The organism is Burkholderia sp. AU39826 (assembly GCF_020419965.1).
In the GTDB taxonomy this organism is placed as follows: Bacteria; Pseudomonadota; Gammaproteobacteria; order Burkholderiales; family Burkholderiaceae; genus Burkholderia; species Burkholderia semiarida.
The window spans coordinates 567,038-593,499 of record NZ_JAIZQG010000001.1 but is presented as its reverse complement, the minus strand read 5'-3'; the positions used below and the strand labels follow the sequence as shown (position 1 = coordinate 593,499).

Here is a 26,462-nt window from a genome sequence, read left to right as displayed (position 1 = left end):
GCGGGCGGCCCCGTCACCCGCACCTATCGGGACGCGCAGGCGCCACGCGTATCGTCGCCGGCTTTCAGCTGCGTCACCGTCAATCCCGAGAACGTCGCGCGGCCGTGCTCGGCGAACACGGCCACGCGGTCCGCCTCGAGCGGCGGAAAGATCAGGTCGGTCAGCGCCACGCGGCCGCCGTTCGCGAATACTTCGACCGACCCGCGATCGACGACGATTTCGAGCCGCAGTTGCCCGTGCTCGAGCGGCAGATCGACGATGTGCTCGCGGCTGAACGTGCCGGCGAAATTCGTGTCGCCGGATTGCGACCGGTCGAGCGTCAGCGTGCGCTTCGTCGTGTCGTACACGATCCGCGTGCCGGTCGAGCCGTCGGCCGAGCGCCGGACGATCAGGCCCGCGCGCGCCGCATGCCGAGGCGAGATCGTCACCGTGATGCGCTGGACGACGCCGCGCGTCGCGGCCGACAGCACCCGCGTCGCGGAGTCGACCGTGACGTCGCCTTCGTGCACGGCGGGGCGGCCGTCGGCCCATGCGTCGAAGGCGGCGGCTGGCGCGACGACGAGGGTCGGCTCGCCGCCGATCGTCTTCAGCGACAGCTCGCGCGGCAGCGTGGTTGCGCCGCGCCACGGGGCGGTCGGCGCTTTCGCCGCGTAATCCCAGTTGCTCATCCATGCGATCGCGACCGGCCGGGCGCCGGGCGCGCCGGAGAACGTGCCGGCCGCATAAAAATCGGCGCCGTGATCGACCCAGCGGAATTGCGCGGGATCCGAGCCGGCCGGCGCGACGCGGTCGGGCACGAACGTGCGGCCGTCGAAGTTGCCGACGAAATACATCGCGCCGGAACCGCCGGCGATCGACCACGGGTTGACGTTGACGATCATCACCCATTTGATTCGCTCCGGATCGCCGTCGAGCGGCAGCGGCACGAGATCCGGCATTTCCCACAGCGCGCCCGCATGCGGCACGTCGGGCAGCGTGAAGTCGCTCAGGAACGACCAGTGGAGCAGGTCGTCGGAACGATAGAGCTTCACGACGTGCGCGTCGGCGACGACCGTCGTCATCAACCAGTAGCCGCCCGGCGCATACCACGACACTTTCGGATCACGAAATTGCTTCGATTCCGGGTCGAGCGTCAGCACCGGATTGTGCGCATACGGCTGCCAGGTCGCGCCCCGATCGAGGCTGTACGCGAGCGACTGCGCCTGTATGCCGGGTGCGTGACCCGAGCCGGGCTTGTAGACGCTCGTGTAAAGCGCGACGAGCGGCGCGTGGCCCGGTGTGCCGAGGCCGGACGTATTCAGCGTATCGGCGACGATCGAGCCCGAGAAGATTTCCTCGGTGGCGTTCGCGCGCATCGCGACTGGCTGCTCGCGCCAGTGGACGAGATCGGTGCTGGTCGCATGGCCCCACGACATGTTGCCCCAGTCGTTGCCGAGCGGGTTGTACTGATAGAACAGGTGATAGCGGCCGTTCTCGTACACGAGCCCGTTGGGATCGTTCATCCAGTTGCGCTGCGGCGTGTAGTGGAGGGCCGGGCGCCATTGCGGCGTGCCGTTTTCGGCCGGCGCGCCGCAGGGTGCGGCGGCGGCATGCGTGCAGGCGGCCGCGGCAAGCAGCAGCGCGGCGAAATGGACGGAAAGGCCGGAAGGGCCGGAAAGGCCGAACAACATTGATCTCATGCGTGATCCGGTGCTCCGTCGGGCGAAGCGGGAAAGGAGGGCGAATGCCGCTGCAACGACGGCATGCGCAATGGAGGAAAGAAAAAAGAGGAGGCGCACACGCGACACGCGCGATACGCGCCTCCTGAACCTCGTGCCTTTATCGACGACGGTTATTGTTGGTCATCCTAATTGGCCTGGGCGTTGCCGTCGTTGTGGCCGGCCCCCGTCGCGGGCAGGTTCGCCGGGATGTCGCCGTAGCCGCCGAGGCCGCCGCGTCCATACGCGCGGTCGACCGACGTCGACGTGCCGTTGATGTTCACCTTCACCGTCGGTGCGAGCGTGCCGCCGCGGCGCGGGCCGATCGCATCGATGAACGACTCGACGAGCCCGCCCGGCATCACGTAGTGCGAATACGACTGGAATTCGCGCGGGTTCTGGTTCGGGTCCTGCGAATACGGCGCGCCGGCCGGGGCCGAGAAGTCGGTCGGGTTGCCGAGCACGAGGCCGCTGCCGCCGTTCAGCGGCAGGAAGTCGCTGCGGATGCCGTTGCCGACGAAGCCGTACACGCCGTCCGGGCCGTCGACGCCGGCCGCCATCGTCGTGCGGTGGCTGATCGTGAACAGGTAGTACTTGCCGTCCTTCAGATAGATCTGCGGGCGCTCGGTCTGGTCGTCGACGCAGTTCGCCGACAGGATCGGCGGCAGGAACTTCCACTCGGTCAGTTGCGGGTTCGTCGCGACCGCGAGGCCGACGTTGGCCTTTTGATACACTGCGCCCGAATTCATCACCGCGTTGAGGTCTTCGCGGTTCGGATCGTTCGGCGCGTAGCCGAGATCGGCCTCGGTGCAGGTGCGTGCGCCGCGCGGGCCGCCGGTGTTGCCTTCGAACACCATGTAGGTCTTGCCCGGATGCGCGGGGTCGGTGAACACGAACGGATCGCGGAACGAGAAGTAGGTGTTCTGCTGGCCGGTCTGGTAGTACTTGCCGTCCGGTTCCAGCAGCGCCTTGTGATCGCCGAAGCCGGTGAACCACACGTGCTTGTCGTCGGCGTGGATGTTGCCGTCGGCGCGCGTGATGATCGCCTGCGGCGGCGTGATGTCGGCGCCGCCGGGCGCCGAGCGGTTGAACGACGTCGCGGTGTAGTACAGGCTGACGTTGCTGCCGTGCGTGAGGCGCGCGGAGCCCGACCATTCGGCGTTGTTGGTCATCGGCGCGGTGCCGAATACCTTGGCGCTCGCGCCGTCCGGGAACAGGTGGCCGCCCCAGGTCCAGCCGCCGTTCGCGGGGCGTTGCGACGCGGGGATGCCCGCGCGGCGATAGAAGAAGCCGATGCGGGCGTGCACGTGCCGGTCGTCGAACGTGTAGCCCGCGTGCGGATCGGCGGTGAGCGAGAAGATCACCTCCCAGCCCTTGTAGCTGAGCTGGTTCGCGCGCAGGTCGGCCAGCGGCCACGTGTCCCACACCCACACGTTCGAGTTGATCAGCGGGAAGTCCTGCGGGATGTCCGGCATCGTCAGTGCTTGCGGCAGCGAGTTCTTGTCGGCACCGGCGGTGTGCGATTGCGCGACGATCTGGCGGATGTCCGCTCGCGTCCAGCGCATCGTGAAGTTGCCTTCGGGATCGTAGGCTTGCTGCGTGTGGGGCGTGGGCATGGGCGCGCCCGTGCCGCCGGACTGCGCGTGCGCGACGGACGCGAAGGCGGCGAGTGCGCCGCCAGCGAGCAGCAAACGTTTGGCCGCGGTCGGGCGGAAAAGGGGAAAGTATGTCATCTCGTCGTTGTTTCCTGGAAAGGTGAAAGTGAACGGCTGAGTGGGCATCGATGTCCAAACCGGTTTGGATGCTATTTCAAACCGGTTTGGAACGCAAAAGATATTTAATTGACGGTAATCGTTACCAATTGGAAATAATTACCTGGTCGGCGTGTCCCGATGGTCGGGCGGCCGGGCGGAGCGGCGAATGCGAGGAGTGACGGTGAAGGTGAATCTGAAGGCGCTGTCGGACGCGCTCGGTCTGTCGCGCACGACGGTCAGCCGTGCGTTGAACGGTTACGACGACGTCAGCGAGGCGACGCGCGAGCGCGTGGCGAAGGCCGCGCGGGAAATGGGCTACGTGGCCGATCCGACCGCGCGCCGGCTGGCGACGGGGCGGGCCGACATGATCGGCATCGTCTATCCGTTCGGCGCCGGCGATCTCGGCGATCCGCGCTTCGGCGAGGTCGTCGCGGGCATCACCGAGCGGCTCGCCGAGCGCAATCTCGATTTCATCATCGCGTCCGCGCGACCGAATGCGGAACTGGACACCTACCGGCGGATCGTCGACGGCAAGCTCGTCGACGGGCTGATCGTCGCGCGCACGCTGGTCGACGATCCGCGGCTCGCGTACCTGCAGGCGAGCGCGTTTCCGTATGTCGCGTACGGCCGCACGCAGTCGGCCGGCCCGTATGCATGGTTCGACTTCGACAACGAGGCGGGCGCGCGCGACGCGGTGCGCCGGCTGATCGGCTTCGGGCATCGGCGCATCGCGATGATCAGCGCACCGCTGGCGCTGAATTTCGCCGCGCAACGGCGCGCCGGCTGTCTGTCGGCATTGCGCGAAGCCGGTATCGACGCGGATCCGGCGCTGCTCGTCGAGTGCCCGTTTACGCACGACGGCGGGGGGCAGGCAGCGCGGGCGCTGCTTGCACAGGCCGAGCCGCCGACCGCGCTGCTGGTCGACAACAACATTGCGGGCGGCGGCGCATTTCGCGCGCTGGTCGACAGCGGGGTGCGCCTGGGTGCGGACCTGTCGCTGATCGTCTATGACGGCGTGCCGCCCGATATCGCGCATCCGTATCGTGTCACGGCGGTCGTGCAGCCGACCGGGCATGCATCCGGGCGCGCGCTGGCGGAACTGATGCTGCGGCTGCTGGACGACGGCGCGCATGAGCATCGGCTCGAAGCGCCGACGATCGAAGCGGGCGACACGGACGGTCCGTTGCGCGGCTAGGTCCTCCGGCCGCGGCGAACCGAGGGCGGATGAGCGGGGCGGCGGGCGTGGTCGAACGACGCGCCGTCGCAAAGGCCATGACGTCGGCAGGGGCGAATGCGTGTTCTTCTAGACGACCGGTCTAATCCAGGGATATGATCCGTGCCGGTGAATGCGGCGACGTCCCTGGCGGATTCAGGCAGCGGGATGCCGTCGTTTTATTTCGGCCGCTTCTAGACGACTGGTCTAATAGGCATATATCGCATGCGGAGAAATGATTCGCACGTTGCCGCGCGCGGCCTGACTAACCGACAGGCGTGCCGCGACGTGCGGCGTCGTTCCCCGTTCATTTTCGAAGGAGTGTCCGATCATGAAGATTCTGGTTGTCCTGACCTCGCACGACACGCTCGGCGACACCGGCAAGAAAACCGGCTTCTGGCTCGAGGAATTGGCCGCGCCGTACTACACGTTCAAGGATGCGGGCGTCGAGCTGACGCTGGCGTCGCCGAAGGGCGGCCAGCCGCCGCTCGACCCGAAAAGCAGCGACCCGACGGCCCAGACCGACGCGACGCGCCGCTTCGACGCCGATGCGGCGGCCCGGGCCGAACTCGCGTCGACGCGCAAGCTGGCCGATGTGTCGATGGACGATTACGACGCCGTGTTCTACCCGGGCGGTCACGGCCCGCTGTGGGATCTCGCCGAGGATCTGCATTCGATCGGCCTGATCGAGCGCGCGCTCGCGGCCGGCAAGCCGGTCGCCGCGGTCTGCCACGCGCCGGGCGTGCTGCGCCACGTGAAGAACCCGCAGACCGGCGAGTCGGTCGTGCGCGGCAAGCGTGCGACGGGCTTCACCAACAGCGAGGAAGCGGCCGTCGAGCTGACCGAAGTCGTGCCGTTCCTCGTCGAGGACATGCTGAAGACCAACGGCGCGGCATTCGAGCGCAGCGCCGACTGGGCGCCGCATGTCGTCACCGACGGGCTGCTGATCACCGGGCAGAACCCCGCGTCTTCGGCGCCCGCGGCCGAGGCGCTGCTCGCGAAGCTCGGCCACCGCTAAACACGCGGCGCCGGCCCGGCCGGCGCCGCGTCCTTGCCGTCGCCGGGCGCAGCCGGCCCGCCGACGGCCCGCATCGTTGCGCCGTGCGCCCCGTACGGCGCATTCCCAGCCGTTTTGCAGAACCAAGCAAAGGAGTCGTGGATGTCTGCCCTGTTCGAACCGTTCAAACTCAAGGATGTCACGCTGCGCAACCGTATCGCGGTGCCGCCGATGTGCCAGTACGTCGCCGAGGACGGCGTCGTCAACGACTGGCATCACGTGCATCTGGCCGGCATCGCGCGCGGCGGCGCGGGCCTCGTGATCGCGGAGGCGACGGCCGTGTCGCCGGAAGGCCGCATCACGCCGGGCTGCGCGGGGTTGTGGAACGACGCGCAGGCCGACGCGTTCGCGCCGTCGGTCGCGGCGATCAAGGCGGCCGGCGCGGTGCCCGGTATCCAGCTCGCGCACGCGGGCCGCAAGGCGAGCGCCAACCGCCCGTGGGAAGGCGACGACCATATCGCCGACGGCGATCCGCGCGGCTGGCAGACCATCGCGCCGTCGGCCGTGCCGTTCGGCGCGCATCTGCCGAAGGTGCCGCGCGAAATGACGCGCGACGACATCGCGCGCGTGCAGGCCGACTTCGTCGCGGCGGCGCGGCGCGCGCGCGACCTCGGTTTCGAATGGCTGGAGCTGCACTTCGCGCACGGCTATCTCGGCCAGAGCTTCTTCTCGGTGCATTCGAACCAGCGCACCGATGAATACGGCGGTTCCGCCGAGAACCGCGGCCGTTTCCTCGTCGACACGCTCGCGGCCGTTCGCAAGGTCTGGCCCGAGCATCTGCCGTTGACCGCGCGCCTGGGCGTGATCGAATACGACGGTCGCGACGAGGAGACGCTCGCCGAGTCGATCGCGCTCACGCAGCGGATGAAGCTCGAAGGGCTCGACATGCTGAGCGTGTCGGTCGGCTTCTCGACGCCCGACGCCCAGATTCCGTGGGGCCCGGCGTTTCTCGCGCCGATCGCCGAGCGCGTGCGCCGCGAGGCCGGGCTGCCGGTGTCGTCCGCGTGGGGGATCGATACGCCGCAACTGGCGAATCGCGTGGTGGCGGAGCAGCAACTCGATCTCGTGATGGTCGGCCGCGCGCACCTGGCCGACCCGCACTGGCCGTACTACGCGGCCAGGCAGCTCGGTGTCGAGCGTCCGTCGTGGACGCTGCCCGCGCCGTACGCGCACTGGCTCGAGCGCTACCGGGTCGCCGACAAGGTGGCGTGAGCGACGCGTGACGACGCAGCGCCCGGGCGGCCGCGCATCGCGCGTGCCGCCGATCCGGCGCCGATGGATAGAATGGCGGTTCGCGCAGGCCGGTTGCCTGCGCGAACCGCCATTTTTTCATTTCGACCGAGGTGCCATGGGCGCGCATGTCCCGTCGTCTTCCGATTCCGCCGCGCGGCCGCGCGCCCAGCAGATCGCCCGCGTCGCGCTGTATGCGGCGTTGCTGGTGCTCGCGCTGTGGGTGATCCGCGATTTCATTCCCGCCATCGCATGGGCCTGCGTGATCGCCATCGCGATGTGGCCGCTGCTGAAATGCTTTGAATCGCACCGGCTGTTCCGCAACCGGCCGACGCTGATCGCGACCGTCATCACGGCGGCGATTTCGCTGCTCGTCGTGCTGCCGGTGGCCGTCGCGACGACCCAGGCGATCGCGCAGGCGCACGATCTGCGCGAGTGGCTGCGCACGATCCAGGACAACGGCATTCCGCTGCCGGACGTGGTCAGCCGGTTGCCGTACGGCGCGGCGCAGATCACCGAATGGTGGCAGGCCAATCTCGGCCATCCGCTGCATGCGGCCACCGCGATGCACGGTGTCAACGGCGAGAAATTCATCGCGTTCGGCCGGCACTTCGGCACGAAGCTCGCGCACGTGCTGCTCGAATTCGGCTTCATGCTCGTCACGCTGTTCGTGATCCTGCGCGCGGGCCACAAGCTGTCGGGTGCGTTGCTGCAGGGCGCGCGGCGTGCGTTCGGGCGCAACGGCGCGGAACTGATCGAGCGCATGGTCGCGGCCGTGTACGGCACGGTGACGGGGCTCGTCGTCGTCGGGCTCGGCGAGGGCGCGTTGCTCGGCGTCGCCTATGCGCTCGCGGGCGTTCCGCACGCGGCGCTGCTCGGCCTCGTCACGGCGGTCGCCGCGATGCTGCCGTTCTGCGCGCCGGTCGTGTTCTGCGGCGCGGCGCTCTGGCTGTTCGTGCAGGGGGCGACGATGTGGGCCGTCGTGATCGCGGCGCTCGGGTTCATCGTCGTGTTCGTCGCCGAGCATTTCGTGCGGCCGGTGCTGATCGGCGGTTCGACACGGCTGCCGTTCCTGCTCGTGCTGTTCGGCATCCTCGGCGGGGCGGAGACGTTCGGCCTGATCGGGCTGTTCGTCGGTCCCGCGCTGATGACGGTGCTGACGATGCTGTGGGCCGAATGGATTGCCTGACCGCGCATGCCGGTTCGACGCGGCGGTGCAGCGGCGCGGATGCGTGCACGGGCGCCGGTTGCAACGTTCGTTGACGATTCGGCTGGCGCGGATGCACGCCAGCGCGGGGATTCGGACAGAGATCTCTACATTTCTTTTCGATCCGGACCCAAAGGTCGAGTAGCATGGGGCTTTCGATCACGCCGGCATGGCGCAGCAGATTTCCCGAGCATGCGATTGATTTCGATGTCCCGTCCCGCGGCGGCGCTGTCCGTGGCCGCCGGCTGCCTGATGTTGCACGGCTGTGCCTGGTTCGACGCGTGGCTGCCGTTCTCGTACTCGCGCACGCCGCTCGCGCGGGCCGCGTCGCGGCATGGCGCGACGCGCGCCGACGTCGTCCGCGCCGCCGGCAACCCGCGCAGCGTGTGGATGGTCCGCAACGGCAGCGGCGTCTGCTACAACTATTTCATCGAGCACGGCAACGATCACCGCGCGTACTTCGTCGTGTTCGACAAGGCCGGCGTCGTCACGCGGTACGGCTTCGATTCCTGCATGGACGCCGATCGCAAGGGCGCGCTTCGCTCGGACAAGGCCGCTTCGCGCTAGCGCGGCCGCCCTGCGCCGCGCGAGCGTGTCACGCAGTCGTCACGCGATCGTGTCGACCACGCCGCCATCGACGCGCAACGCCGCGCCGGTCGTCGCCGACGCCTGCGGCGAGCACACGTACACGACCAGGTTCGCGACTTCCTCGGTCGTCGCCGGTCGCTGGATGATCGAGCTCGCGCGCTCGCTGCGCACGAAGTCCACCGCGATGTCGTCGATGCTGCGGCCCGTTTCGTCGGCCTGCGCCTTCAGCATCTCGCGCACGCCTTCCGACATCGTCGGCCCCGGCAGCACCGAATTGACGGTCACGCGGGTGCCGGCCGCGAGCTTCGCGAGGCCGCGCGCGATCGACAGTTGCGCGGTTTTCGTGAACCCGTAATGAATCATGTCGACCGGGATGTTCAAGCCCGATTCCGACGAAATGAACACGATGCGCCCGGCATTGCGTTCGATCATCCCTTTCAGGTAATGCCGCGCGAGCCGCACGCCGGACATCACGTTCATCTGAAAATAATGTTCCCATTCGGCGTCGTCGATGTCGAAGAACGGCTTCAGGCCGTAGATGCCCGCGTTGTTGACGAGAATGTCGGCATCCGGCGTGTGCTGCGTGACGCGCGCGACGCCGGCCGCGTCGGACAGGTCGGCGGCGACGCCGTCGAGGCTTGCGTCTGGCACGGCGTCGCGCAGTTTGTCGAGCGCGGACTGCACCGACGCGTCGCTGCGGCCGTTGACGACGACGTGCGCGCCGGCGCGCACGAGCCCTTCGGCGATCGCGAAGCCGATGCCGGCGGTGGAAGCGGTGACGACCGCGGTCTTGCCTTTCAGATCGATCTGCATGAGTGGTACCGGTTGGAAGAGGAAGCGGAACCCGCCGCGTCTGCCGCGGCGGCCGAATTCAAAGCTTAGGCGATCCAGCCGCCAGGCGTCGGTTCGCTGTTGCGCGGCGCCGCACAGTCTTGTACGGTGAGCGTTCGTCCGAACCGGGAGCCTGCCGCGTGAGCCGTACCGCCAACCGATCCGCCGTGCCGTCGCCGTTCTGGCGCGATGCGGCGCTGCCGTTCATCGAGGCGCGTACCGTCGACGACGGGCGCGCGATCTGCTATGCAAAGCACACGCACGACACGTTTTCGGTGGGCGCGATCGTCGGCGGCACGAGCACGTACGTGAACGGTGCGACGAACGCACACGTCGGGCGCGGCGTGCTCGTGATCATCGATCCCGAGCAGGTGCACGCGTGCAACCCGTACGGCCCCGATGCGTGGGCGTACCGGATGGTCTATGTCGACGTGCCGTGGCTCGCGCGGCTGCAACACGCGCTGGGCCGCGATCCGAACCGCGATTTTCACGGGTTTTCGACGAAGTGGACCGAGCGCGGCGATCTGTTCGCGCAATTCGGCGGCTTCTACCGCACGCTCGTGTCGCCACGCGTCGATGCGCTCGGCAAGGAGAGCGCGGCGGTCGAATTCTTCACGGCGCTGCACGGCGTGCTCGAACGCGAACCGCCCGATTCGCGGCCGGGCGACGACAACGCGAAGCTCGCGCGCGCGGCCGACTACATCGCCGCCCATTGCCGCGAGGCCGTCACGCTCGATGCGATCTGCGCGGCGGCCGACCTGTCGCCGTCGTACCTGATCCGCGCATTCAATGCGCGCTACGGAATGACGCCGCATGCGTTCCTGATCGATCGGCGCGTGCAGTACGGCCGCACGGAGCTGCGCCGCGGCCGGCCGATCGCCGAAGTCGCGCTCGATGCCGGCTTTGCGGACCAGGCGCATTTCCAGCGCGCCTTTCGGCGAATCGCGGCCGCGACGCCCGGGCAGTACCGCAGTGCGATGCGCTGACCGGCGAAGCCGCTACACGTCGAGCAGCAACAGCGCGCTGCCCGCGAGCAGCAGCGCCATCAGCCGGTTGAACACGCGCATGCGCCGTGCGTTCGCGAGCCGGTGCCGCAACGACGCGCCCGCATAGCCCCAGCATGCGATCGACGCGAAGCAGATCACCAGATACAGCGCGGCGAACTGCCAGACCTGCGCGCGGTCGCCATCGGCCGCATATGCGCCCATCGCGGCCACGCATGCGAGCCACGCCTTCGGGTTGAGCCACTGCATCGCCGCGCCGGCCGCCGCCGACGGGCCGGCCACGTCCGGATCGGCCGACAGCCGGCCGTCGTCGAGCGCAAGCCGCAACGCCATATACAGCAGGAACGCGATCCCCGACCACTGCGTGGCCGTCGTCAGCACGGGCCAGCGCGCGAGCGCCGCATGCAGGCCGAGGCCGATCAGCAGGAACAGCGCGACGAAGCCGAGCGTCGCGCCGGCCGCGTAGCGCAGGCTCGCGCCGAGGCCGTGGCGCGCGCCCGCGCCGAGCGCGACGATGTTGACGGGACCGGGGGTGATCGACGAGGCGAGCGCGAACGCGGCCATCGAAACCAGCATGCTCATCAGATGTCTCCATGCGACATGTCGAAAGTCGCACCGAGACTACGGGTGCCGCGTCGGTCCGTATTGAAGAAAACTGCCCTCGGCGGCGCGCGGCCGCCGTCAGTGCAGTGCGCCCGGCGCGTGCGCCGCGCGAGCGCCGTGGAGATCGGCCGGATTCGCCGAATCGGTGGAATCCGTGGAATCGGGCGGGCCGGCGGCGTCGCCGGGACGCAGCGGCCCGCCCGACCCGGGCTGCGTCGACACCGAGAAGCCGAACGTATTGACGCCGCCCGAGCACGCGACGAACACGCCGCCGCCGTGCATCTCCGCCACGGCCTTGACGATCGACAGCCCGAGCCCGTGGTTTTCCTTGCTGTTCGCGCGCGCTTCCTCGAGCCGGTAGAAACGTTCGAACACGTGCGAGCGCTGCACCGGGTCGATCGGCTCGCCCGGGTTCGACACGGCCATCTCGACGAGCGTGCCGCGGTGCGTGATCGTCACGTTCAGCGTCGCGCCGGGCGCCGAATGCTGGATCGCGTTGATCAGCAGATTCGTCATCGCGCGGCGGAACAGCGACGGATCGACGGCCGCGCGCGCATCGCCGTGCAGTTCGGCGCGCAACCGCGCCTCGTCGAGCGGGATTTCGAGGAAGTCGAGCATGCGCCGCACCTCGTCGGCCAGCGACACGTCCTTCAGGTCGGTCGCGCGTTCGCCGCGATCGCTGCGCGACAGGAACAGCATGTCGTTGATGATCACGCGCAGCCGCTCGAATTCCTCGAGGTTCGACTGCAGCGTCTGGCGCATCCGGTCGACCGAGCGGTCGCGGCTCGTCAGCGCGACCTGGGTCTGGCCGATCAGGATGCTGATCGGCGTGCGCAGCTCGTGCGCGACGTCCGCGTTGAACGCTTCGAGCCGCGCGTAGGTTTGCTGGATGCGTTCGAGCGCGCCGTTGAACGACGTCGCGAGATCGCGCAGCTCGGTCGGCAGCGCGTCGGTGTGCAGGCGCTGGCGGCGGTTCGTCGCGCTCACGCTCGCCGCGTCCCGCGACAGCCGGTCGAGCGGCGCGAGCCCGAAGCGCGCGACCGCGCGGCTCAGCAGCAGCGTGATCACGGTGGCCGTCGCGATCAGCGCGGCCAGCGTCCAGCCGAAGCGGCGCAGCATCCGCTGCGTACGCTCGCACGACGTCGCGACGACGAGCTGCAGCGTCGGCCGTTCGCCGGCGCCGGCCAGCGTAACGGTTTTCGTCATCACCGCGTAGCTGCTGTCGTTGAGCTGGTAGCGCTGGAACGCGCCGAACGGCGGATCGAGCGGCACGCCGTTGACGGGGCTGCCGAAGCGGAACGCGGGGTCGGGGCTGACGACCTGATAGTGCGTCGACCCGTCGGGCGGTTCGAGGTCGGCGAGCTTTTCCTGCATCAGGCGGCCGCGCGCGGCCGTGGTCGCGTGCGACACGATCATCGCGGCGACTTTGGCGCGCGTGTCGAGCGTCGCGCGCAATTCGGCGAACAGTTGCCGTTCCATCATCACGAACAGCCCGCAGCCGACCAGCGTGAACACCAGCAGCGACACGATGCCGAACATCGCCGAGAGCCGCAGGATGATCGAGCGTTTCATGCGCGCCGCTCCGTGTCGCCGTCGTCGCGCGCCTCGAGCACGTAGCCCATCCCGCGGATCGTGTGCAGCAGCTTCTCCGCGAACGGGCCGTCGAGTTTCGCGCGCAGGCGCTTGATCGCCGTCTCGACGACGTTCGCGTTGCTGTCGAAGTTCACGTCCCACACGAGTTCGGCGATCGTCGTCTTCGACAGCACCTCGCCGCTGCGCCGCGCGAGCACGCCGAGCAACTGGAATTCCTGCGCGGTCAGGTCGAGCCGCGCGCCGTCGCGGGTCGCGCGGCGGCCGATCAGATCGACGCGCAGGTCGCCGATCGAGATCAGCGTCGATTCCTGCACGCGCGCGCGGCGCGTCAGCGCACGCAGCCGTTCGATCAGCTCGAGGAACGAGAAGGGCTTGGTCAGGTAGTCGTCGGCGCCGCCGCGCAAGCCTCGCACGCGGTCATCGACGCGATCGCGCGCGGTCAGCATGATCACGGGCGTCTGCTTCTGCGCGCGCAGCGCACGCAGCACGCCGAAGCCATCGAGCTTCGGCAGCATCACGTCGAGCACGACCACGTCGTAGTCGAATTCGACGGCTTTCCACGCACCGTCCTCGCCGTCGAGCGCGGTATCGACGACCCAGCCTTCCTCGGTCAGGCCGCTCTTCAGGTATTCGACGACTTTCGGTTCGTCTTCGACGATCAGCACTTTCATAGGTTCGTTGTCCGCGTAACCGGTTAAGGGCAGGTCAAGGGCCGACGCCCGCGCCGCGCCGCGGGGCCGCCGACGCGACGTCGGACGGCGCGGCACCGTTCGCCGCATCGCCGTCCCAGCCGCCGCCGAGCGCCTTCGCGAGAAACACGACGAGCGCCGCGCGCTGGCCCTGGATCTGCACGGCCTGGCGCTCGCTCGTCAGCAATTGCTGCTGGGCCGTCAGCACGTCGATGAACGGCGTCAGGCCGCCCGCGTAGCGATCCTGCGCGAGCGACACGAGCTTGCGCGCGTCGTCGACGGCGGCCGATGCCTGCTGCGCCGCCTGCGCCAGCACCGACAGGCCGGTTACCGCATTCTGCACCTCCTGGAACGCGGTGAGCACGGTCTGCCGGTAGCTGGCCTGCGCGGCGACGTAGCCGGCCTGCGCGAAATCGACGCCGGCCTTCAGCTTGCCGCCTTCGAACAGCGGCTGGCTGAGCGATCCGCCGACCGACCACAGCAGCGCCGGCACGGTAAACAGGCCCGCGAAGCGCGTCGCGTCCCAGCCGATGTCGGGCGACAGCGTGATGCGCGGGAAATACGCGGCGCGCGCGACGCCGATCTGCGCGTTCGCGGCGGCCATCGCGCGCTCGGCCGACGCGACGTCGGGGCGCCGCTGCAGCAGGTCGCTCGGCATGCCGGTCGGCAGCGCGGGCGCGTTGATCGGCACCACGCGCGCCGGCAGCGAGAATTCGGGGGCCGGCGTGCCGACCAGCGTCGCGATCGCGGTTTCGACCTGCGCGCGCTGCTGGATCAGCAACTGCACCTGCGTGCGCGTCGCGTCGAGCTGCGCGCGCTGCTGCAGCAGGTCGAGGCCCGACACCGCGCCGAGGTCGTGGCGCGCGCTCACGTAATCGAGCGCCTTTTGCTGCAACGCGATCGAGCGCTTGACGACGTCGATCTCGGTGTCGAGTTCCCGCAACGCGAAATAGCTCGACGCGAGATCGGCGCTCAGCACAAGGCGCGCGTTCGCGAAATCGTCGCGCGCCTGCTCGCTGTTCGCCTGTGCCGATTCGACGTTGCGCCGCACGCGGCCGAACAGGTCGAGTTCGTAGCTGACCGCCGCGCCGACCTGGATCTCGTTCTGCACGGTCGACATGCTCTTCGTCGCGTAGTTGGTCTGCGGCCGGTCGGCGGAGATCTTGAAGCGCTGGCCGCTCGCGTTCAGCCCGACGGCCGGATACTGCGCGGACGCGACCGACGCGAGCGTCGCCTTCGCCTGGTCGTAGCGCGCGGCCACCGCCTTCAGGTTCTGGTTGTTGCGCAGCGCGTCGGCTTCCAGCGTGTCGAGCTGTGCGTCGCCGAACGCGGTCCACCAGGCCGGATCGAGCGGTGCGCGGGCCGGTGCGGCCGGGTGCCAGTATGCGTCGGCCGGGTCGAGCCGCCACGCGGCCGGCGTGTCGACAGCCGGGCGTTGGTAGTCCGGGCCGACCGTGCAGCCGGCGAGGGCGACGGCGGCGGCCGCGACGACGGCGGCGAGCGCCGCGGGCCGCACACGGATGCGTATCGCACTCACGACTTCGCTCCCGCGACGGCCGAGGCCGGCTGCGCCGCCGGCGCCTGCACGACGACCCGGTCGCCAGTCGCGAGCGCGTCGCCCGGGTTCGCGACGAGGCGGTCGTTCGGCGTGATCGGCCCGTCGACTTCGAGCGTCTGGCCGATCGTGCGCACGACCGTCACCTGTTTCAGATGAACCTGGCCGTTCGCATCGACGGTCGCGACCGTCGGGCCTTCGGCGCGGAACAGCAGCGTATTGGCCGGCACCTGCAGGCGGCCGACCGGCGTCATCGGCAGCGTCGCCTGCACGTACGCGCCGGGCAGCAGCCGCCCGTCCGGGTTCGGCAGCGTGATCTCGATCTGCAGCGAGCGCGTCGCGACGTCGATTGCCTGCGACGTGCGCGTGATCGTGCCGTCGAAGGTCCGGCCCGGCAGCTCGGCCTGCGCGACGCTCACGTGCTGGCCGACCTTCACCTGCTGCGCATACGCCTGCGGCACCTGCACGTACAGGCGCAGCCGGTCGGCCTGCACGACCGTGAACAGTGCGCGGCCCGCGTTGCCGGAATTGACGAGATCGCCGACGTCGATGTTGCGCTGCGTGACGATCCCGTCGATCGGCGCGACGATCCGCTGGAAGCCCTTCAATTCGGTGAGACGGCGCACGTTCGCATCGGCCGCCGCGAGATTCGCGGTGCCCTGGTTGAACGCGCCTTGCCGGTCGTCGAGTTCCTGTTGCGACACGGCATCGCGCTGGCGCAACTGCTGCGCGCGGTCGAACGACGTCTTCGCGAGCGCGAGCGACGCTTGCGCCTGCTGGCGCTGCGCGGTGGCCTGCGCGAGTTCCTGGTTCAGCTCGGGCGTGTCGAGTTCGGCGAGCGTTTGCCCCTGTTTCACGTGCGCGCCGATGTCGGCCTGCCAGCGCAGCACGTAGCCGCTGGCGCGTGCATGGATCGGCGCCTCGACGAAGCCGCGCAGCGTGCCGGGCAGCGTCAGCTTGCCGCCAGTGGCCGCGTCGACCGGATGCACGACGCTCACATATTGGCGCGTGTTCTGCTCGGCGACCGCGTCGAGGTGATGCCGGTTCAGCCCGTTGACGATCAGCGTGCGCGCGGCGCCGGCGGCCAGCAGCACGCCGACCACGATCACGACGATCCGCCCGCGTCGCGACACCGACGCGCGCGCCGGCAGGTGCATGCCGTGTTCGTCCACCTGGATGCCGACGGCGCTGTGATGTTTCTCTTCCATGAATTCAACCAATTCAACCAATTCAACCGGGTAGTGGGGCGAAAGTCAGTGTCCGGCCTGGCGCGCGCGCCGCCGGGCCAGCCGCGCATGCACGCCGCCGAACACGAGCGGCACGAACAGCAACGTCGAAACGGTCGCGAACAGCAGCCCGCCGATCACCGCGCGGCCGAGCGGCGCGTTCTGCTCGGCGCCTTCGCCGAGACCGAGCGCCATCGGCACCATCCCGATGATCATCGCGAGCGCCGTCATCAGCACCGGGCGGATCCGGGTCGCGCCGGCCTCCAGCGCGGCCGTGAGCGGCGGCGCGCCGGCGGCGAGCCGTTGCCGCGCGAACGACACGACGAGAATGCTGTTCGCGGTCGCGACGCCGACCGTCATGATCGCGCCCGTCAGCGCGGGCACGCTCAGGTGCGTGCCGGTGACGAACAGCATCCACGCGATGCCGGCGAGCGCGGCCGGCATCGCGCTGATGATGATCAGCGGGTCGAGCCACGACTGGAAATTGACGACGATCAGCAGGTAGACGAGCACGATCGCCATCGCGACGCCCGCGCCGAGACCGAGATACGACGTGCGCATCGTCTCGATCTGGCCGCGCATCGAGAGGTCGGTGCCGCGCGGCAGCGTCGCGCGCGCGTCGGCCACGATGCGGTCGATCTCGCCCGCGACCGCGCCGAGGTCGCGGCCCTCGACGCTCACGTATACGTCGATTGCCGGGCGGATGTTGTAGTGCGTGATCACGGCGGGGTTCGCGGTACTGCGCACCTGCACCAGGTTGCCGAGCAGTTGCAGCGGCGTGCCCGTGCGGCCGCTGGCGGAGATCGGCGTGCCGAGCAGATCGTCGACCGACGACAGGTTGTATTGCGGGGTCTGGATCTGCAGCGGGTACTGGACGCCGGTGCGCGGGTTGATCCAGAACGACGGCGTCGTCTGCGAGCTCCCCGACAGCGAGATCAGCATGTTCTGCGCGACGTTCTGCGCGGAGAGATTGAGCTGCTGCATGCGCGTACGGTCCATGTCGGCCAGCAGGGTCGGTTCGTCGTTACGTTGCAGCACGTGCACGTCGACGGCGCCGGGGATTTGCCTGATCTTTTTCATCAGGCCGCTCGCAATGGTCATGTTACTCGCGAGATCGTTGCCGAGCACCTGCACGTCGATCGCGGCCGGCTGCCCGAAGTTGAGGATCTGCGTGATGATGTCCGACGGCTGGAAGAAGAACTCGACGCCCGGGAAGCGCTGCGGCAGCAGCGTGCGCAGTGTCTGCACGTAGTGCCCCGTCGCGCGGTGGCCTGGCTTCAGCGCGATCAGCAGCTCGCCGTCGAGCGTACCGATCGTACCGGCGTTGCTGTACGACAGGTTGATGCCGCTCACCGGCAGGCCGAGATTGTCGACGATCGCGCCGAGCTCGTCGGGCGGCACGGTTTCGCGGATCACGCGTTCGACCTGGTCGGCGAGCCGCGCGGTTTCCTCGATCCGGTAGCCGGTCGGCGCGCGCACGTGCAGCCGGAGGTTGCCGGAATCGGCGTTCGGGAAGAAGTCGCGGCCGAGCACGAACACGAGGCCCGTCGACAGCACGCAGAAGCCGAGGAAGCACAGCGCGTAGAAACGGCGGCGCACGAGCAGGATGCTCAGCAGCACGATGTACCACGCGCGCAGCCGTTCGAACGCATGGTTGAACGCGTGATGGATGCGCGCGAAGCGCGACGTCGAAGGGCCGGGGCCGGTGCTCGCCTGCTGCGGGCGGAACAGCAGCATCGCGAGCGTCGGCACCAGCGTGCGCGACAGCACGTACGACGCGAGCATCGCGAATACCACGGCTTCCGCGAGCGGCACGAACAGGAAGCGCGCGACGCCGGTCAGGAAGAACATCGGCACGAACACGATGCAGATGCACAGCGTCGACACGAGCGCCGGTACCGCGATCTCGCCCGCGCCTTCGAGGATCGCGTCGTGCAGGTTCGTACCGAGATGGAGATGCCGCTCGATGTTCTCGATCGTGACGGTCGCATCGTCGACGAGAATGCCGACCGCGAGCGCGAGCCCGCCGAGCGTCATGATGTTGATGGTCTCGCCGAGCGCGGACAGCGCGATCAGCGACGTGAAGATCGACAGCGGGATCGAGATTGCAATGATCAGCGTGCTGCGCCAGTTGCCGAGGAACAGCAGGATCATCATCGCGGTCAGCACGGCGGCGATCAGCGCCTCGTGGATCACGCCCTGGACGGCCGCGTTGACGAACACCGACTGGTCGAACAGCGGCGTGATCGTGAGCCCCTCGGGCAGCGTCGGGATCACCTTCGGCAGCAGCGCCTTCAGGTCGGACACGACCTTGAGCGTCGACGCGTCGCCGCTTTTCAGGATCGAGATCAGCACGCCGCGCTGGCCGTTCTGGCGCACGACGTTGGTCTGCGGCGCGAAGCCGTCGCGCACCGCCGCGACCTCGCGCAGGTAGGTCGTCGCGCCGTTGATCGTCTGGACCGGCAGGTTGCTGATGTCGGCGACCGTATCGGCCGACGCGTTCGTGTCGATCCGGTATTCGGTCTGGCCCATCTTCGCGGTGCCGGTCGGCAGCACGAGGTTCTGCGCGTTGACCGCGTTGACGATGTCGGCCGGCGTGAGGCCCTTCGCCTGCAGCGCCTGCGGGTCGAGGTCGATCGCGACCACGCGCGTGCGCCCGCCGTACGGGAACGGAATCTGCACGCCGGGCACGGTGATCAGCTGCGGGCGCAGGAAGTTGAGCGCGATGTCGGCGAGCGACTGCTCGCTGAGCGTCTTGCTCGACAGCCCGAGCTGGATCACCGGGATGCTCGACGCGGAATAGGTGATCACGAGCGGCGGCGTCGCGCCCTGCGGCATCTGCCGCACGATCGCCTGCGCGGACGACACCGTCTGCGCGATCGCTGTCTGCACGTTCGCGCCCGGTTGCAGGAACACCTTGACGACCGCGATGCCGGGCAACGACGTCGATTCGACGTGCTGGATATTGTTGACGGTCGTCGTCAGGATCCGTTCATGCACGGACGTGATGCGGTTCGTCATCTCCGTCGCGGAAAAGCCGTTGTAATTCCAGATCACGCTGATCACGGGGATGTTGATCGCGGGCAGCACGTCGACCGGTGTGCGCATCAGCGCCAGCGGGGTGGCCAGCACGATCATGATGGCCATGACGATGAACGTGTAGGGGCGCCTGAGCGCGAGATTGACGATCCACATGGAGGCGGCGGGACAGGCGGTGATCGGGCGGCGGTGAAGGGAACCCGAATGATAGGCGTCGGCCCGCAACGGGTTACTGTCGCGAAACTGGCGGAATTGTCAGGTTGGGGCGTGGCGGCCGTCGGCCGATTCCGCAGACGGAATGCGCGGCCGCGATGGCGACGGTTCCGCGCATCGGGCGGCGCTCACAGCTGCTCCATGCCGAAACGCGCGAGCGCATCGAGATCGACGACCTCGATCTGGTTGTACGCGAGCCGCAGCGCACCGAGCTTTTCGAGCTGCTGCAGCGCCTGGTTGATCCGCTGGCGCGACACGCCGACGAGCATCCCCAGTTCCTCCTGCGAGATCGACAGCGACGGGCCGGTATCCGGATACAGCGCGGGGTTGAAGAGCTGCGCGAGCGCCTGCGCGACGCGCGCGTCGACGTCGAGCAGTCGGCTGTTCTGGATCGACGCGATGAATTCGCCCATCCGGTTGTTCAACTGATGAATCACGAAGCGCGTGAACGGCAGGCTCGTGTCGAGCAGCGCATGGAACGTGTCGACCGGCACGAACAGCACGGTCGAGCGCTGGATCGCGACGACCTCGTATTTGCGTAGCTCCCGCTTGATCACGCTGCCTTCGCCGAACCAGCCGCCCGACGGCACGCCGGAGAACGTGCAGCCGCGCCCCGATACGTTGAAGATCGCGAGCTTCAGCAGCCCCCGATGGACGCCGATCCAGTATTCGGACGGCGCGAGCCGGTGCGCGATCACGTCGCCGGCGTCGCACTGCGCGACGTGCGACTGGGCCAGCACGAGCGCCTGGTGTTCGGGCGCCAGCGTGCGGAACCACGCGCACTGGCCGAACAGCGTCGCCAGCGGCGGCACCGGGCCCGGTTCGGGAAGCGTGTCGGCCGGGGCGGCGGCCGCGTCGAGGTGGTCGTGCATGGATGCGGGTTTGCGAGGATAGGGATAACGCGCAGCGCTCGCGCGGCACTCTGTCGTTTCGATGACAGACGGCTCACAATAGCGCCCGTTAGGCTGTCGGCAATTGAACCACATCAAAACGATCCGGGGTGCATGCGCCCCGGTCGACAGAACACGGGAGACAGGATCATGACGCAGATGTTCGAGGCCGGGCTCGGCCGCCGCGACGCCAACTACGTACCGCTCACGCCGATCGATTTCCTGATCCGCGCGGCCGAAGTCTACGGCGAGCGCCTCGCGATCGTGCACGGCGACGTGCGGCGCACGTGGGGCGAAACCTGCACGCGCGCGAAGCAGTTGGCGAGCGCGCTCGCGCAGGCCGGCGTCGGGCGCGGCGACACGGTCGCGGCGCTGCTGCCGAACATCCCGGCGATGGTCGAGGCGCACTTCGGCGTGCCGATGGCCGGCGCCGTGCTGAACACGATCAACACGCGGCTCGACGTATCGTCGGTGCTGTTCATGCTGCGTCACGGTGAGGCGAAGGTGCTGATCGTCGACACCGAATATGCGGAGCTCGCGCATCGCGCGGCGCTCGAGGTGCCGGGCCTGAAGATCGTCAGCGTGGCCGACGCGATGCCGGCCGACCCCGAGCGTTTCGCGGGCGCGACCGACTACGAGGCGTTCGTGGCCGGCGGCGACCCCGACCATGCATGGACGCCGCCCGCCGACGAATGGGACGCGATCGCGCTGAACTACACGTCCGGCACGACGGGCGACCCGAAGGGCGTCGTCTACCACCATCGCGGCGCGTATCTCGCGGCGATCAGCAACATCCTCGAATGGGACATGCCGAAGCACGCGGTGTATCTGTGGACGCTGCCGATGTTCCACTGCAACGGCTGGTGTTTTCCGTGGGCCATCGCGGCGCGCGCGGGCGTGAACGTGTGCCTGCGCAAGTTCGACGCGAAGACCGTGTTCGACCTGATCCGCCGCGAGCGCGTCACGCATTACTGCGGCGCGCCGATCGTGCAGAGCGCGATCGCGAACGCGCCGGCCGAGCTGCGCGAAGGCATCGACCACACGGTGCACGCGATGGTCGCGGGCGCGGCGCCCGCGCCGGCGGTGATCGCGAAGATGAAGGAGATCGGCTTCGACCTGCTGCACGTGTACGGGCTGACCGAGGTCTACGGCCCGGCGACCGTCTGCGCGAAGCAGGCGCACTGGGATGCGCTGCCCGACGAGGAACGCGCGCGGCTCAATGCGCGCCAGGGCGTGCGCTACCACCTCGAAGCGGGCGCGACGGTGCTCGATCCCGACACGATGACGCCGGTGCCGGCCGACGGCGAGACGCTCGGCGAGATCATGTTCCGCGGCAACATCTGCATGAAGGGCTACCTGAAGAACCCGAAGGCGACCGACGAGGCGTTTCATGGCGGCTGGTTCCATACGGGCGATCTCGCGGTGCTGATGCCGGACGGCTATATCCGGATCAAGGATCGCAAGAAGGACATCATCATCTCGGGCGGCGAGAACATCTCGAGCATCGAGGTCGAGGACGCGCTGTACCGGCATCCGGCCGTGGCCGTGGCGGCCGTCGTCGCGATGCCCGACCCGAAATGGGGCGAGGTGCCGTGCGCGTTCGTCGAGCTGCGCGAAGGCGCGAGCGCGACCGAGGCGGAAATCGTCGCGCACTGCCGGCAACTGCTCGCGGGCTTCAAGGTGCCGAAGGCCGTGCGCTTCGGCGAGCTGCCGAAGACCTCGACCGGCAAGATCCAGAAGTTCCAGTTGCGTCACGCGGTCGGCTCGAACACGGCGATCGACCTGGCGGGCGACAAGAAGTAGGCAGCGCACCCGGCCGTGGCCGATCATCGGGCGTCGGTCACGCGCCGCGTTCGAGCCGGAACACGCTGACGGCGTCCGACAGTTGCGCGGCCTGCTCGCGCAGCGCGACGGCCGCGCGCTCGGCATCCGAAATCAGCGTCGCATTCTGCTGCGTCGCTTCGCCGATCTGCGTGACGGCCAGGTTCACCTGCTCGATGCCGGTCGATTGCTCGCGCGACGCGGCACTGATCTCGCCGATCAGCGTGCGCACCTGGTCGACCCGCGCGACGATGTCGCGCATCGTGCCGCGCGCGGCGTCCGCGATCCGGTAACCCTGTTCGACGGTCGTCGACGATTCGGCGCTCAGCGCGTCGATCTCCTTGACGGCGGCCGCGCTGCGCTGCGCGAGCGCGCGCACCTCGGCCGCGACCACCGCGAAGCCCTTGCCGTGCTCGCCCGCGCGGGCGGCCTCGACGGCCGCGTTCAGCGCGAGGATGTTGGTCTGGAACGCGATGCCTTCGATCGCGCCGGTGATCTCCGCGATCCGGCGCGTCGCACGGCCGATGTCGTCCATCGTCGCGACCACGCGCTGCACCGCGGCGTCGCCGTTCGTCGCGGCGGCCGATGCGTCCGCGACCAGCGCGTTGGCTTGCGCCGCATGCTCGGCGCTCTGCTGCACGGCGGCGGTGATCTGCTCCATGCTCGCGGCCGTCTGCTCGACGCTGCTCGCCTGCGTCGCGATTCGCGCGGCGATGTCGCTGCTGCCGGCCGCGATGCCGACCGTGCCGTGCGCGATGTCGGCCGCGCCGTTGCGCACCTGCGCGACGATTCGCGCGAGGCCGTCGCCGATCCCGTCGACCGCCTGCACGAGCCGGCCGATCTCGTCGTTGCCCGCGCTGCCGTGCGCGGCCGCGCCGTCGCGGATGCGCACGCTGAGATCGCCCGCCGCATAGCGCTCGGACGCGCGGGCGGCGGCTTCCAGCGGCCGGCTCACGACGCGTCGCACGACGATGACGAACAGCATCGCGAACGCCGCGACGAGCGCGGCGCCGATCATCAGGAAGCGGTTGCGGGTGGCGCGCATCGTGGCGAGCAGTTCGTCGTCGAGCGCGATGCCGCCGACGAGCCATTGCCACTGCGGAATCGTCGTGAAGGATACGAATTTCGCGGTCGGCCCGGCGTCGTGCGCGGCCGGGTCGGTCGACGTGTACGCGAGCCGGCCTTGGGCCGCCGCGAGCATCTGCGCGTAGGGCGCGCGCGTGTCGTCGGCCCGTTGGCCCGCCGCGTCGGGATGCACGACGAAGGTGCCGCGCGACGGCCCCTGCGATGCGTCGAGCACGAAGTAGTAGCCGTTGTCGCCGATCTTCAGCGCGCGGATGCCGTCTTCGACGAGCTTGAGCTCGGCGCCGATGTCGAGGCCGACGAACAGCGCGCCGATCACGCGGCCGCTTGCGTCGGTCACCGGCTTGTACTGCGTGATGTACGGCCGGCCGAACAGCTTCGCGAGGCCCGTGTAGCTGCGCCCGGCGACGAGCGGCGCATATGCGGGGCCGGCGCGGTCGAGCTTCGTGCCGACGGCGCGCGCGCCGTCCTGCTTCTTCAGCGACGTCGTGATGCGCACGAAATCGTCGCCGTCGCGCGCGAAGATCGTCGCGATCGCGCCGCTTTTCTTCAGGAACTGGTCGGGAATCGAGTAGTCGAGGTCGAGCGGCTGGCCGCCCGCGAGCAGCGTCGGCGCGGCGACGCCGCCGATATCGACGGTGCGCGCCGGGTCGAGCGAGAAATCGGCCGGCAGGAAGCTCGCGAACAGCGACATCGAGCGGCTGGCTTCTGCGCTCAGTGCCTTGTCGAACAGGTCGACCATCGCGCGGATCGACTGCTCCTTGTCGTCGATCCGCTGATGCGCTTCGTCGGCGAGCTGCTGGCCGGCGAAATGGGCGAGCGTCCACGCGAACACGGTAAACAGCAGGGCGACGAGCGCGCACGCCAGCGCGGCCAGACGCGCGCCGACGCTCACTCGGCCCGATTGGGTCATTCTCATGAGACATCCTGAGTGGGAGTGAGAGGAGGCGGAACGCACGCGTCACCGCTCGTGGACCCGTTAATACGGCAACTTTCGCGAAATCTTTAGCGGGCGTCGCAGATCACGGGCCCGCAGGCGGGCGAGGGGAGGCGGAGATCAGTGCGTGACGACCCACGCGACGGCCAGATAGCGGCCGACCTTCGCGATCGTCACGATGACGAGAAAGGTCGGCAGCGGCTCGCGCAGCACGCCGGCGATCATCGTCAGCGGATCGCCGATCACCGGCGCCCAGCTCAGCAGCAGCGACCAGCGGCCGTAGCGTGCATACCAGCGCTCGGCGCGCGCGAGCGCGGACGGCTTGACCGGAAACCAGCGGCGCTCGCGGAAGTGCTCGATGCCGCGCCCGAGCGCCCAGTTGATCGCCGAGCCGGCGACATTGCCGATGCTCGCGACCAGCACCAGCGCCCACACGGGTTCGCGCCCGGCGAGCAGCAGGCCGGCGAGCACGGCTTCGGACTGGAGCGGAAACAGGGTCGCGGCGACCATCGACACGGCGAACAGGCCGCCGTAAGTGAGCAATTCGGACATCGCGCGATTGTACTGGCGGCGTCGCCGCCGGTGCGGGGTGTCGCGGTCGCGTGGAAACGAACGCGTCGGCGGTTCTCAGTTCCAGCCGACCATGATCGCGCCCATCCCGACGAGCAGCCCGCCCGTCACGCGGTTCATCGCGCGCATCCGCGCCGGCCGCTGCAACGCGCGGCTCAGCCGGTGCGAGAACAGCGCCATCGACGCGACGCCGCCCGCGAACAGCAGCGCGAACGTCGCGGCGAGCAGCAGGTATTGAAGGTTCAGGCTCCAGTCGGCGTTCGGGCTGATGAACTGCGGAAAGAACGACGGAAAGAACAGCAGCGTCTTCGGGTTCAGCCCGGAAGTCGCGACGCCGCGCCAGAACAGCGCGCGCCCGCTGTCGGTGTCCGCCGCGGCGCTTGCCGTTGCGGCGCCGGTGTCGGCCGGTGCCGCGGCTGCGCCGGCCGGCGTGCGGCTCAGCCATTGCTTGCCGCCGAGCCAGACGAGATATGCGGCGCCGGCCCAGCGCAGCACGGTCAGCGCATGTTCGTCGAGGTGGACCAGCGAATTCAGGCACAGCGCGGTCAGCGCGAGTTGCAGCAGCACGGCGAGCGTGCCGCCCCAGACGCACGGCAGCGCGCGGCGCCAGCCGGTGCGCAACGCCTGGTTCATCGTGAGCAGGTTGACCGGGCCGGGCGCATAGATGAGGACGACGGATGCGGCGAGGAACGACAGATAAAGCTTGAACGACATACGGACTGGCAAGGAACGGGGAAGCAGGCACCGGCCCCGCACGCGGTCGGATAGGCGTGCGGGCGGCGGGGAATCGCATGCCTGCCGGCCGGCGCCGCAACTCGTGATTGCGGCCGTGCGTCCCGCTGCGACGGGTGATCGCGGGGAGCGTGCCGGGCAGCAGGCATGGAGAAAATGTATCAAGCGGCCCGGTTAAAAGGCTTCCTGTTTTCCAGCAAAACGGCCATGAAACCGGAATGGCGTTCAGATAGAATCGGGTTTTTCAGTAGAAGATTCTTCTCGCCATGGCTACCCGCGAACGCACGCCGAAAACGCTCGACAATCAGGACCGCAAGATCCTCGGTGCATTGCAGAAAAATGCGCGCCTGTCGAATGCCGAACTCGCCGAACAGATCGGCATGTCGACCACCGCCTGCTGGAACCGCACGCGGCAACTCGAACTCGACGGCTATATCGACGGCTATGTCGCACTGGTCAACCAGCGCAAGCTCGGCTACGCGGACATCGTGATCCTCGAAGTCACGCTCGATCGCCACGAGGACGACGCGCTGGCGCGCTTCGGCGCCGAACTGGCGGCGCTGCCGGAGGTGCTGGAGGCGTATCTGGTGTCGGGCGAGTACGACTACTGGATCAAGGTCGCGGTGGACGGCACGGCCGGCTACGAACGCTTTCTGCGGGAAAAGCTGTACCGGATTTCGAGCATCCGGCATAGCCGCTCGATGTTCGCGCTGCGGTGCATGAAGGACGTGCCTTCGATTCAGGTGTGACGGGGAATTGCTGGCGAGGCCGTTGTCGCGGCGGGCGGCGATGCGGCGTGGCGCTTGCGCGGAGGAAACCGGCGCAGGGCCGACAGGGAGGGCTCGCCGGGGAAAGGGCCCGCGGATACACGAAAACGGATGAATCTTCCGTCCGCGATGGTCGGGCACAATCGCGCGCCGGCGGGGAATG

General features: G+C 68.8%; 21 protein-coding genes. 8 read left to right on the top strand and 13 right to left on the bottom strand.

The annotated features are described in order from the left end of the window. Positions 1-23 precede the first annotated feature (23 nt). Both LGM42_RS02655 and LGM42_RS02650 read right to left on the bottom strand, forming a co-directional pair. Positions 24-1,670, bottom strand: a complete 1,647-nt coding sequence (locus LGM42_RS02655) for a glycoside hydrolase family 32 protein (RefSeq protein WP_413227407.1) — start codon at positions 1,668-1,670, stop codon at positions 24-26. Positions 1,671-1,846: 176 nt separating this feature from the next. Next, complete coding sequence (locus LGM42_RS02650; protein WP_226231490.1) at positions 1,847-3,430, bottom strand: glycoside hydrolase family 68 protein; 1,584 nt, start codon at positions 3,428-3,430, stop codon at positions 1,847-1,849. A 187-nt stretch (positions 3,431-3,617) separates the two neighbouring features. On the opposite strand from LGM42_RS02650, the gene LGM42_RS02645 reads away from it, so the two are divergent. From LGM42_RS02645 to LGM42_RS02625, 5 genes are all read left to right on the top strand, one after another. Further along, complete coding sequence (locus LGM42_RS02645) at positions 3,618-4,646, top strand: substrate-binding domain-containing protein (RefSeq protein WP_124658109.1); 1,029 nt, start codon at positions 3,618-3,620, stop codon at positions 4,644-4,646. A gap of 349 nt (positions 4,647-4,995) precedes the next feature. Then, positions 4,996-5,682, top strand: coding sequence for a type 1 glutamine amidotransferase domain-containing protein (locus LGM42_RS02640; protein WP_059574523.1), 687 nt, complete (start codon positions 4,996-4,998; stop codon positions 5,680-5,682). Between the two features lie 141 nt (positions 5,683-5,823). After that, the gene (locus tag LGM42_RS02635; RefSeq protein ID WP_059574521.1) at positions 5,824-6,933 is read left to right on the top strand and encodes an NADH:flavin oxidoreductase/NADH oxidase; all 1,110 of its coding nucleotides are present in this window, start codon (positions 5,824-5,826) and stop codon (positions 6,931-6,933) included. A 136-nt stretch (positions 6,934-7,069) separates the two neighbouring features. After that, a complete protein-coding gene (locus tag LGM42_RS02630; protein ID WP_059574519.1) occupies positions 7,070-8,140 on the top strand; it encodes an AI-2E family transporter in 1,071 nt (356 codons plus the stop codon). Between the two features lie 210 nt (positions 8,141-8,350). After that, positions 8,351-8,725, top strand: a complete 375-nt coding sequence (locus LGM42_RS02625) for a hypothetical protein (protein ID WP_059639406.1) — start codon at positions 8,351-8,353, stop codon at positions 8,723-8,725. Positions 8,726-8,764: 39 nt separating this feature from the next. Here LGM42_RS02625 and LGM42_RS02620 read toward each other — a convergent pair whose 3' ends face one another. Continuing rightward, positions 8,765-9,559, bottom strand: coding sequence for an SDR family NAD(P)-dependent oxidoreductase (locus tag LGM42_RS02620; protein ID WP_226231489.1), 795 nt, complete (start codon positions 9,557-9,559; stop codon positions 8,765-8,767). 158 nt (positions 9,560-9,717) lie between these two features. On the opposite strand from LGM42_RS02620, the gene LGM42_RS02615 reads away from it, so the two are divergent. Then, the gene (locus tag LGM42_RS02615) at positions 9,718-10,563 is read left to right on the top strand and encodes an AraC family transcriptional regulator (protein ID WP_226231488.1); all 846 of its coding nucleotides are present in this window, start codon (positions 9,718-9,720) and stop codon (positions 10,561-10,563) included. Positions 10,564-10,575: 12 nt separating this feature from the next. Here the strand turns inward: LGM42_RS02615 and LGM42_RS02610 are convergent, their stop codons facing one another. The 7 genes from LGM42_RS02610 to LGM42_RS02580 form a co-directional block, all read right to left on the bottom strand. Then, complete coding sequence (locus tag LGM42_RS02610; protein ID WP_059574512.1) at positions 10,576-11,163, bottom strand: LysE family translocator; 588 nt, start codon at positions 11,161-11,163, stop codon at positions 10,576-10,578. Between the two features lie 99 nt (positions 11,164-11,262). Continuing rightward, positions 11,263-12,756, bottom strand: coding sequence for a heavy metal sensor histidine kinase (locus LGM42_RS02605; protein ID WP_226231487.1), 1,494 nt, complete (start codon positions 12,754-12,756; stop codon positions 11,263-11,265). Continuing rightward, complete coding sequence (locus LGM42_RS02600; protein ID WP_226231486.1) at positions 12,753-13,448, bottom strand: heavy metal response regulator transcription factor; 696 nt, start codon at positions 13,446-13,448, stop codon at positions 12,753-12,755. The genes LGM42_RS02605 and LGM42_RS02600 overlap by 4 nt, the downstream gene beginning before the upstream one ends. A 34-nt stretch (positions 13,449-13,482) precedes the next feature. Continuing rightward, positions 13,483-14,994, bottom strand: a complete 1,512-nt coding sequence (locus LGM42_RS02595) for an efflux transporter outer membrane subunit (RefSeq protein ID WP_226231706.1) — start codon at positions 14,992-14,994, stop codon at positions 13,483-13,485. 5 nt (positions 14,995-14,999) lie between these two features. After that, entirely contained in the window at positions 15,000-16,229 is a 1,230-nt protein-coding gene (locus tag LGM42_RS02590; RefSeq protein WP_226231485.1) for an efflux RND transporter periplasmic adaptor subunit, read from the bottom strand. A gap of 45 nt (positions 16,230-16,274) precedes the next feature. Next, positions 16,275-19,442, bottom strand: a complete 3,168-nt coding sequence (locus tag LGM42_RS02585) for an efflux RND transporter permease subunit (RefSeq protein WP_226231484.1) — start codon at positions 19,440-19,442, stop codon at positions 16,275-16,277. A gap of 185 nt (positions 19,443-19,627) precedes the next feature. Continuing rightward, entirely contained in the window at positions 19,628-20,371 is a 744-nt protein-coding gene (locus tag LGM42_RS02580) for a Crp/Fnr family transcriptional regulator (protein WP_060311009.1), read from the bottom strand. Between the two features lie 168 nt (positions 20,372-20,539). On the opposite strand from LGM42_RS02580, the gene LGM42_RS02575 reads away from it, so the two are divergent. Beyond that, positions 20,540-22,192, top strand: coding sequence for an acyl-CoA synthetase (locus tag LGM42_RS02575; RefSeq protein ID WP_060311008.1), 1,653 nt, complete (start codon positions 20,540-20,542; stop codon positions 22,190-22,192). 37 nt (positions 22,193-22,229) lie between these two features. On the opposite strand, the gene LGM42_RS02570 is transcribed toward LGM42_RS02575, so the two are convergent. The 3 genes from LGM42_RS02570 to LGM42_RS02560 all read right to left on the bottom strand — a co-directional run bounded on the left by LGM42_RS02570 (position 22,230) and on the right by LGM42_RS02560 (position 25,514). Further along, positions 22,230-24,212 (bottom strand): methyl-accepting chemotaxis protein, encoded by a 1,983-nt coding sequence (locus tag LGM42_RS02570; RefSeq protein WP_226231483.1) that lies wholly within the window; start codon positions 24,210-24,212, stop codon positions 22,230-22,232. A gap of 138 nt (positions 24,213-24,350) precedes the next feature. Further along, on the bottom strand, positions 24,351-24,782 hold the full coding sequence (locus tag LGM42_RS02565) for a YqaA family protein (protein WP_060311006.1): 432 nt from the start codon (positions 24,780-24,782) through the stop codon (positions 24,351-24,353). Between the two features lie 75 nt (positions 24,783-24,857). After that, positions 24,858-25,514 (bottom strand): LysE family translocator, encoded by a 657-nt coding sequence (locus LGM42_RS02560; protein ID WP_060311005.1) that lies wholly within the window; start codon positions 25,512-25,514, stop codon positions 24,858-24,860. Between the two features lie 284 nt (positions 25,515-25,798). Here LGM42_RS02560 and LGM42_RS02555 point away from each other — a divergent pair, with 284 nt between their 5' ends. Then, on the top strand, positions 25,799-26,281 hold the full coding sequence (locus LGM42_RS02555; protein ID WP_006479115.1) for an Lrp/AsnC family transcriptional regulator: 483 nt from the start codon (positions 25,799-25,801) through the stop codon (positions 26,279-26,281). Positions 26,282-26,462 lie beyond the last annotated feature (181 nt).

Coding starts and splice junctions, on each gene's coding strand:
- LGM42_RS02655 (WP_413227407.1), bottom strand. CDS start 1,670: ATGTTGTTCGGCCTTTCCGGCCCTTCCGGCCTTTCCGTCCATTTCGCC.
- LGM42_RS02650 (WP_226231490.1), bottom strand. CDS start 3,430: ATGACATACTTTCCCCTTTTCCGCCCGACCGCGGCCAAACGTTTGCTG.
- LGM42_RS02645 (WP_124658109.1), top strand. CDS start 3,618: ATGCGAGGAGTGACGGTGAAGGTGAATCTGAAGGCGCTGTCGGACGCG.
- LGM42_RS02640 (WP_059574523.1), top strand. CDS start 4,996: ATGAAGATTCTGGTTGTCCTGACCTCGCACGACACGCTCGGCGACACC.
- LGM42_RS02635 (WP_059574521.1), top strand. CDS start 5,824: ATGTCTGCCCTGTTCGAACCGTTCAAACTCAAGGATGTCACGCTGCGC.
- LGM42_RS02630 (WP_059574519.1), top strand. CDS start 7,070: ATGGGCGCGCATGTCCCGTCGTCTTCCGATTCCGCCGCGCGGCCGCGC.
- LGM42_RS02625 (WP_059639406.1), top strand. CDS start 8,351: ATGCGATTGATTTCGATGTCCCGTCCCGCGGCGGCGCTGTCCGTGGCC.
- LGM42_RS02620 (WP_226231489.1), bottom strand. CDS start 9,559: ATGCAGATCGATCTGAAAGGCAAGACCGCGGTCGTCACCGCTTCCACC.
- LGM42_RS02610 (WP_059574512.1), bottom strand. CDS start 11,163: ATGAGCATGCTGGTTTCGATGGCCGCGTTCGCGCTCGCCTCGTCGATC.
- LGM42_RS02605 (WP_226231487.1), bottom strand. CDS start 12,756: ATGAAACGCTCGATCATCCTGCGGCTCTCGGCGATGTTCGGCATCGTG.
- LGM42_RS02600 (WP_226231486.1), bottom strand. CDS start 13,448: ATGAAAGTGCTGATCGTCGAAGACGAACCGAAAGTCGTCGAATACCTG.
- LGM42_RS02590 (WP_226231485.1), bottom strand. CDS start 16,229: ATGGAAGAGAAACATCACAGCGCCGTCGGCATCCAGGTGGACGAACAC.
- LGM42_RS02585 (WP_226231484.1), bottom strand. CDS start 19,442: ATGTGGATCGTCAATCTCGCGCTCAGGCGCCCCTACACGTTCATCGTC.
- LGM42_RS02580 (WP_060311009.1), bottom strand. CDS start 20,371: ATGCACGACCACCTCGACGCGGCCGCCGCCCCGGCCGACACGCTTCCC.
- LGM42_RS02575 (WP_060311008.1), top strand. CDS start 20,540: ATGACGCAGATGTTCGAGGCCGGGCTCGGCCGCCGCGACGCCAACTAC.
- LGM42_RS02570 (WP_226231483.1), bottom strand. CDS start 24,212: ATGAGAATGACCCAATCGGGCCGAGTGAGCGTCGGCGCGCGTCTGGCC.
- LGM42_RS02565 (WP_060311006.1), bottom strand. CDS start 24,782: ATGTCCGAATTGCTCACTTACGGCGGCCTGTTCGCCGTGTCGATGGTC.
- LGM42_RS02560 (WP_060311005.1), bottom strand. CDS start 25,514: ATGTCGTTCAAGCTTTATCTGTCGTTCCTCGCCGCATCCGTCGTCCTC.
- LGM42_RS02555 (WP_006479115.1), top strand. CDS start 25,799: ATGGCTACCCGCGAACGCACGCCGAAAACGCTCGACAATCAGGACCGC.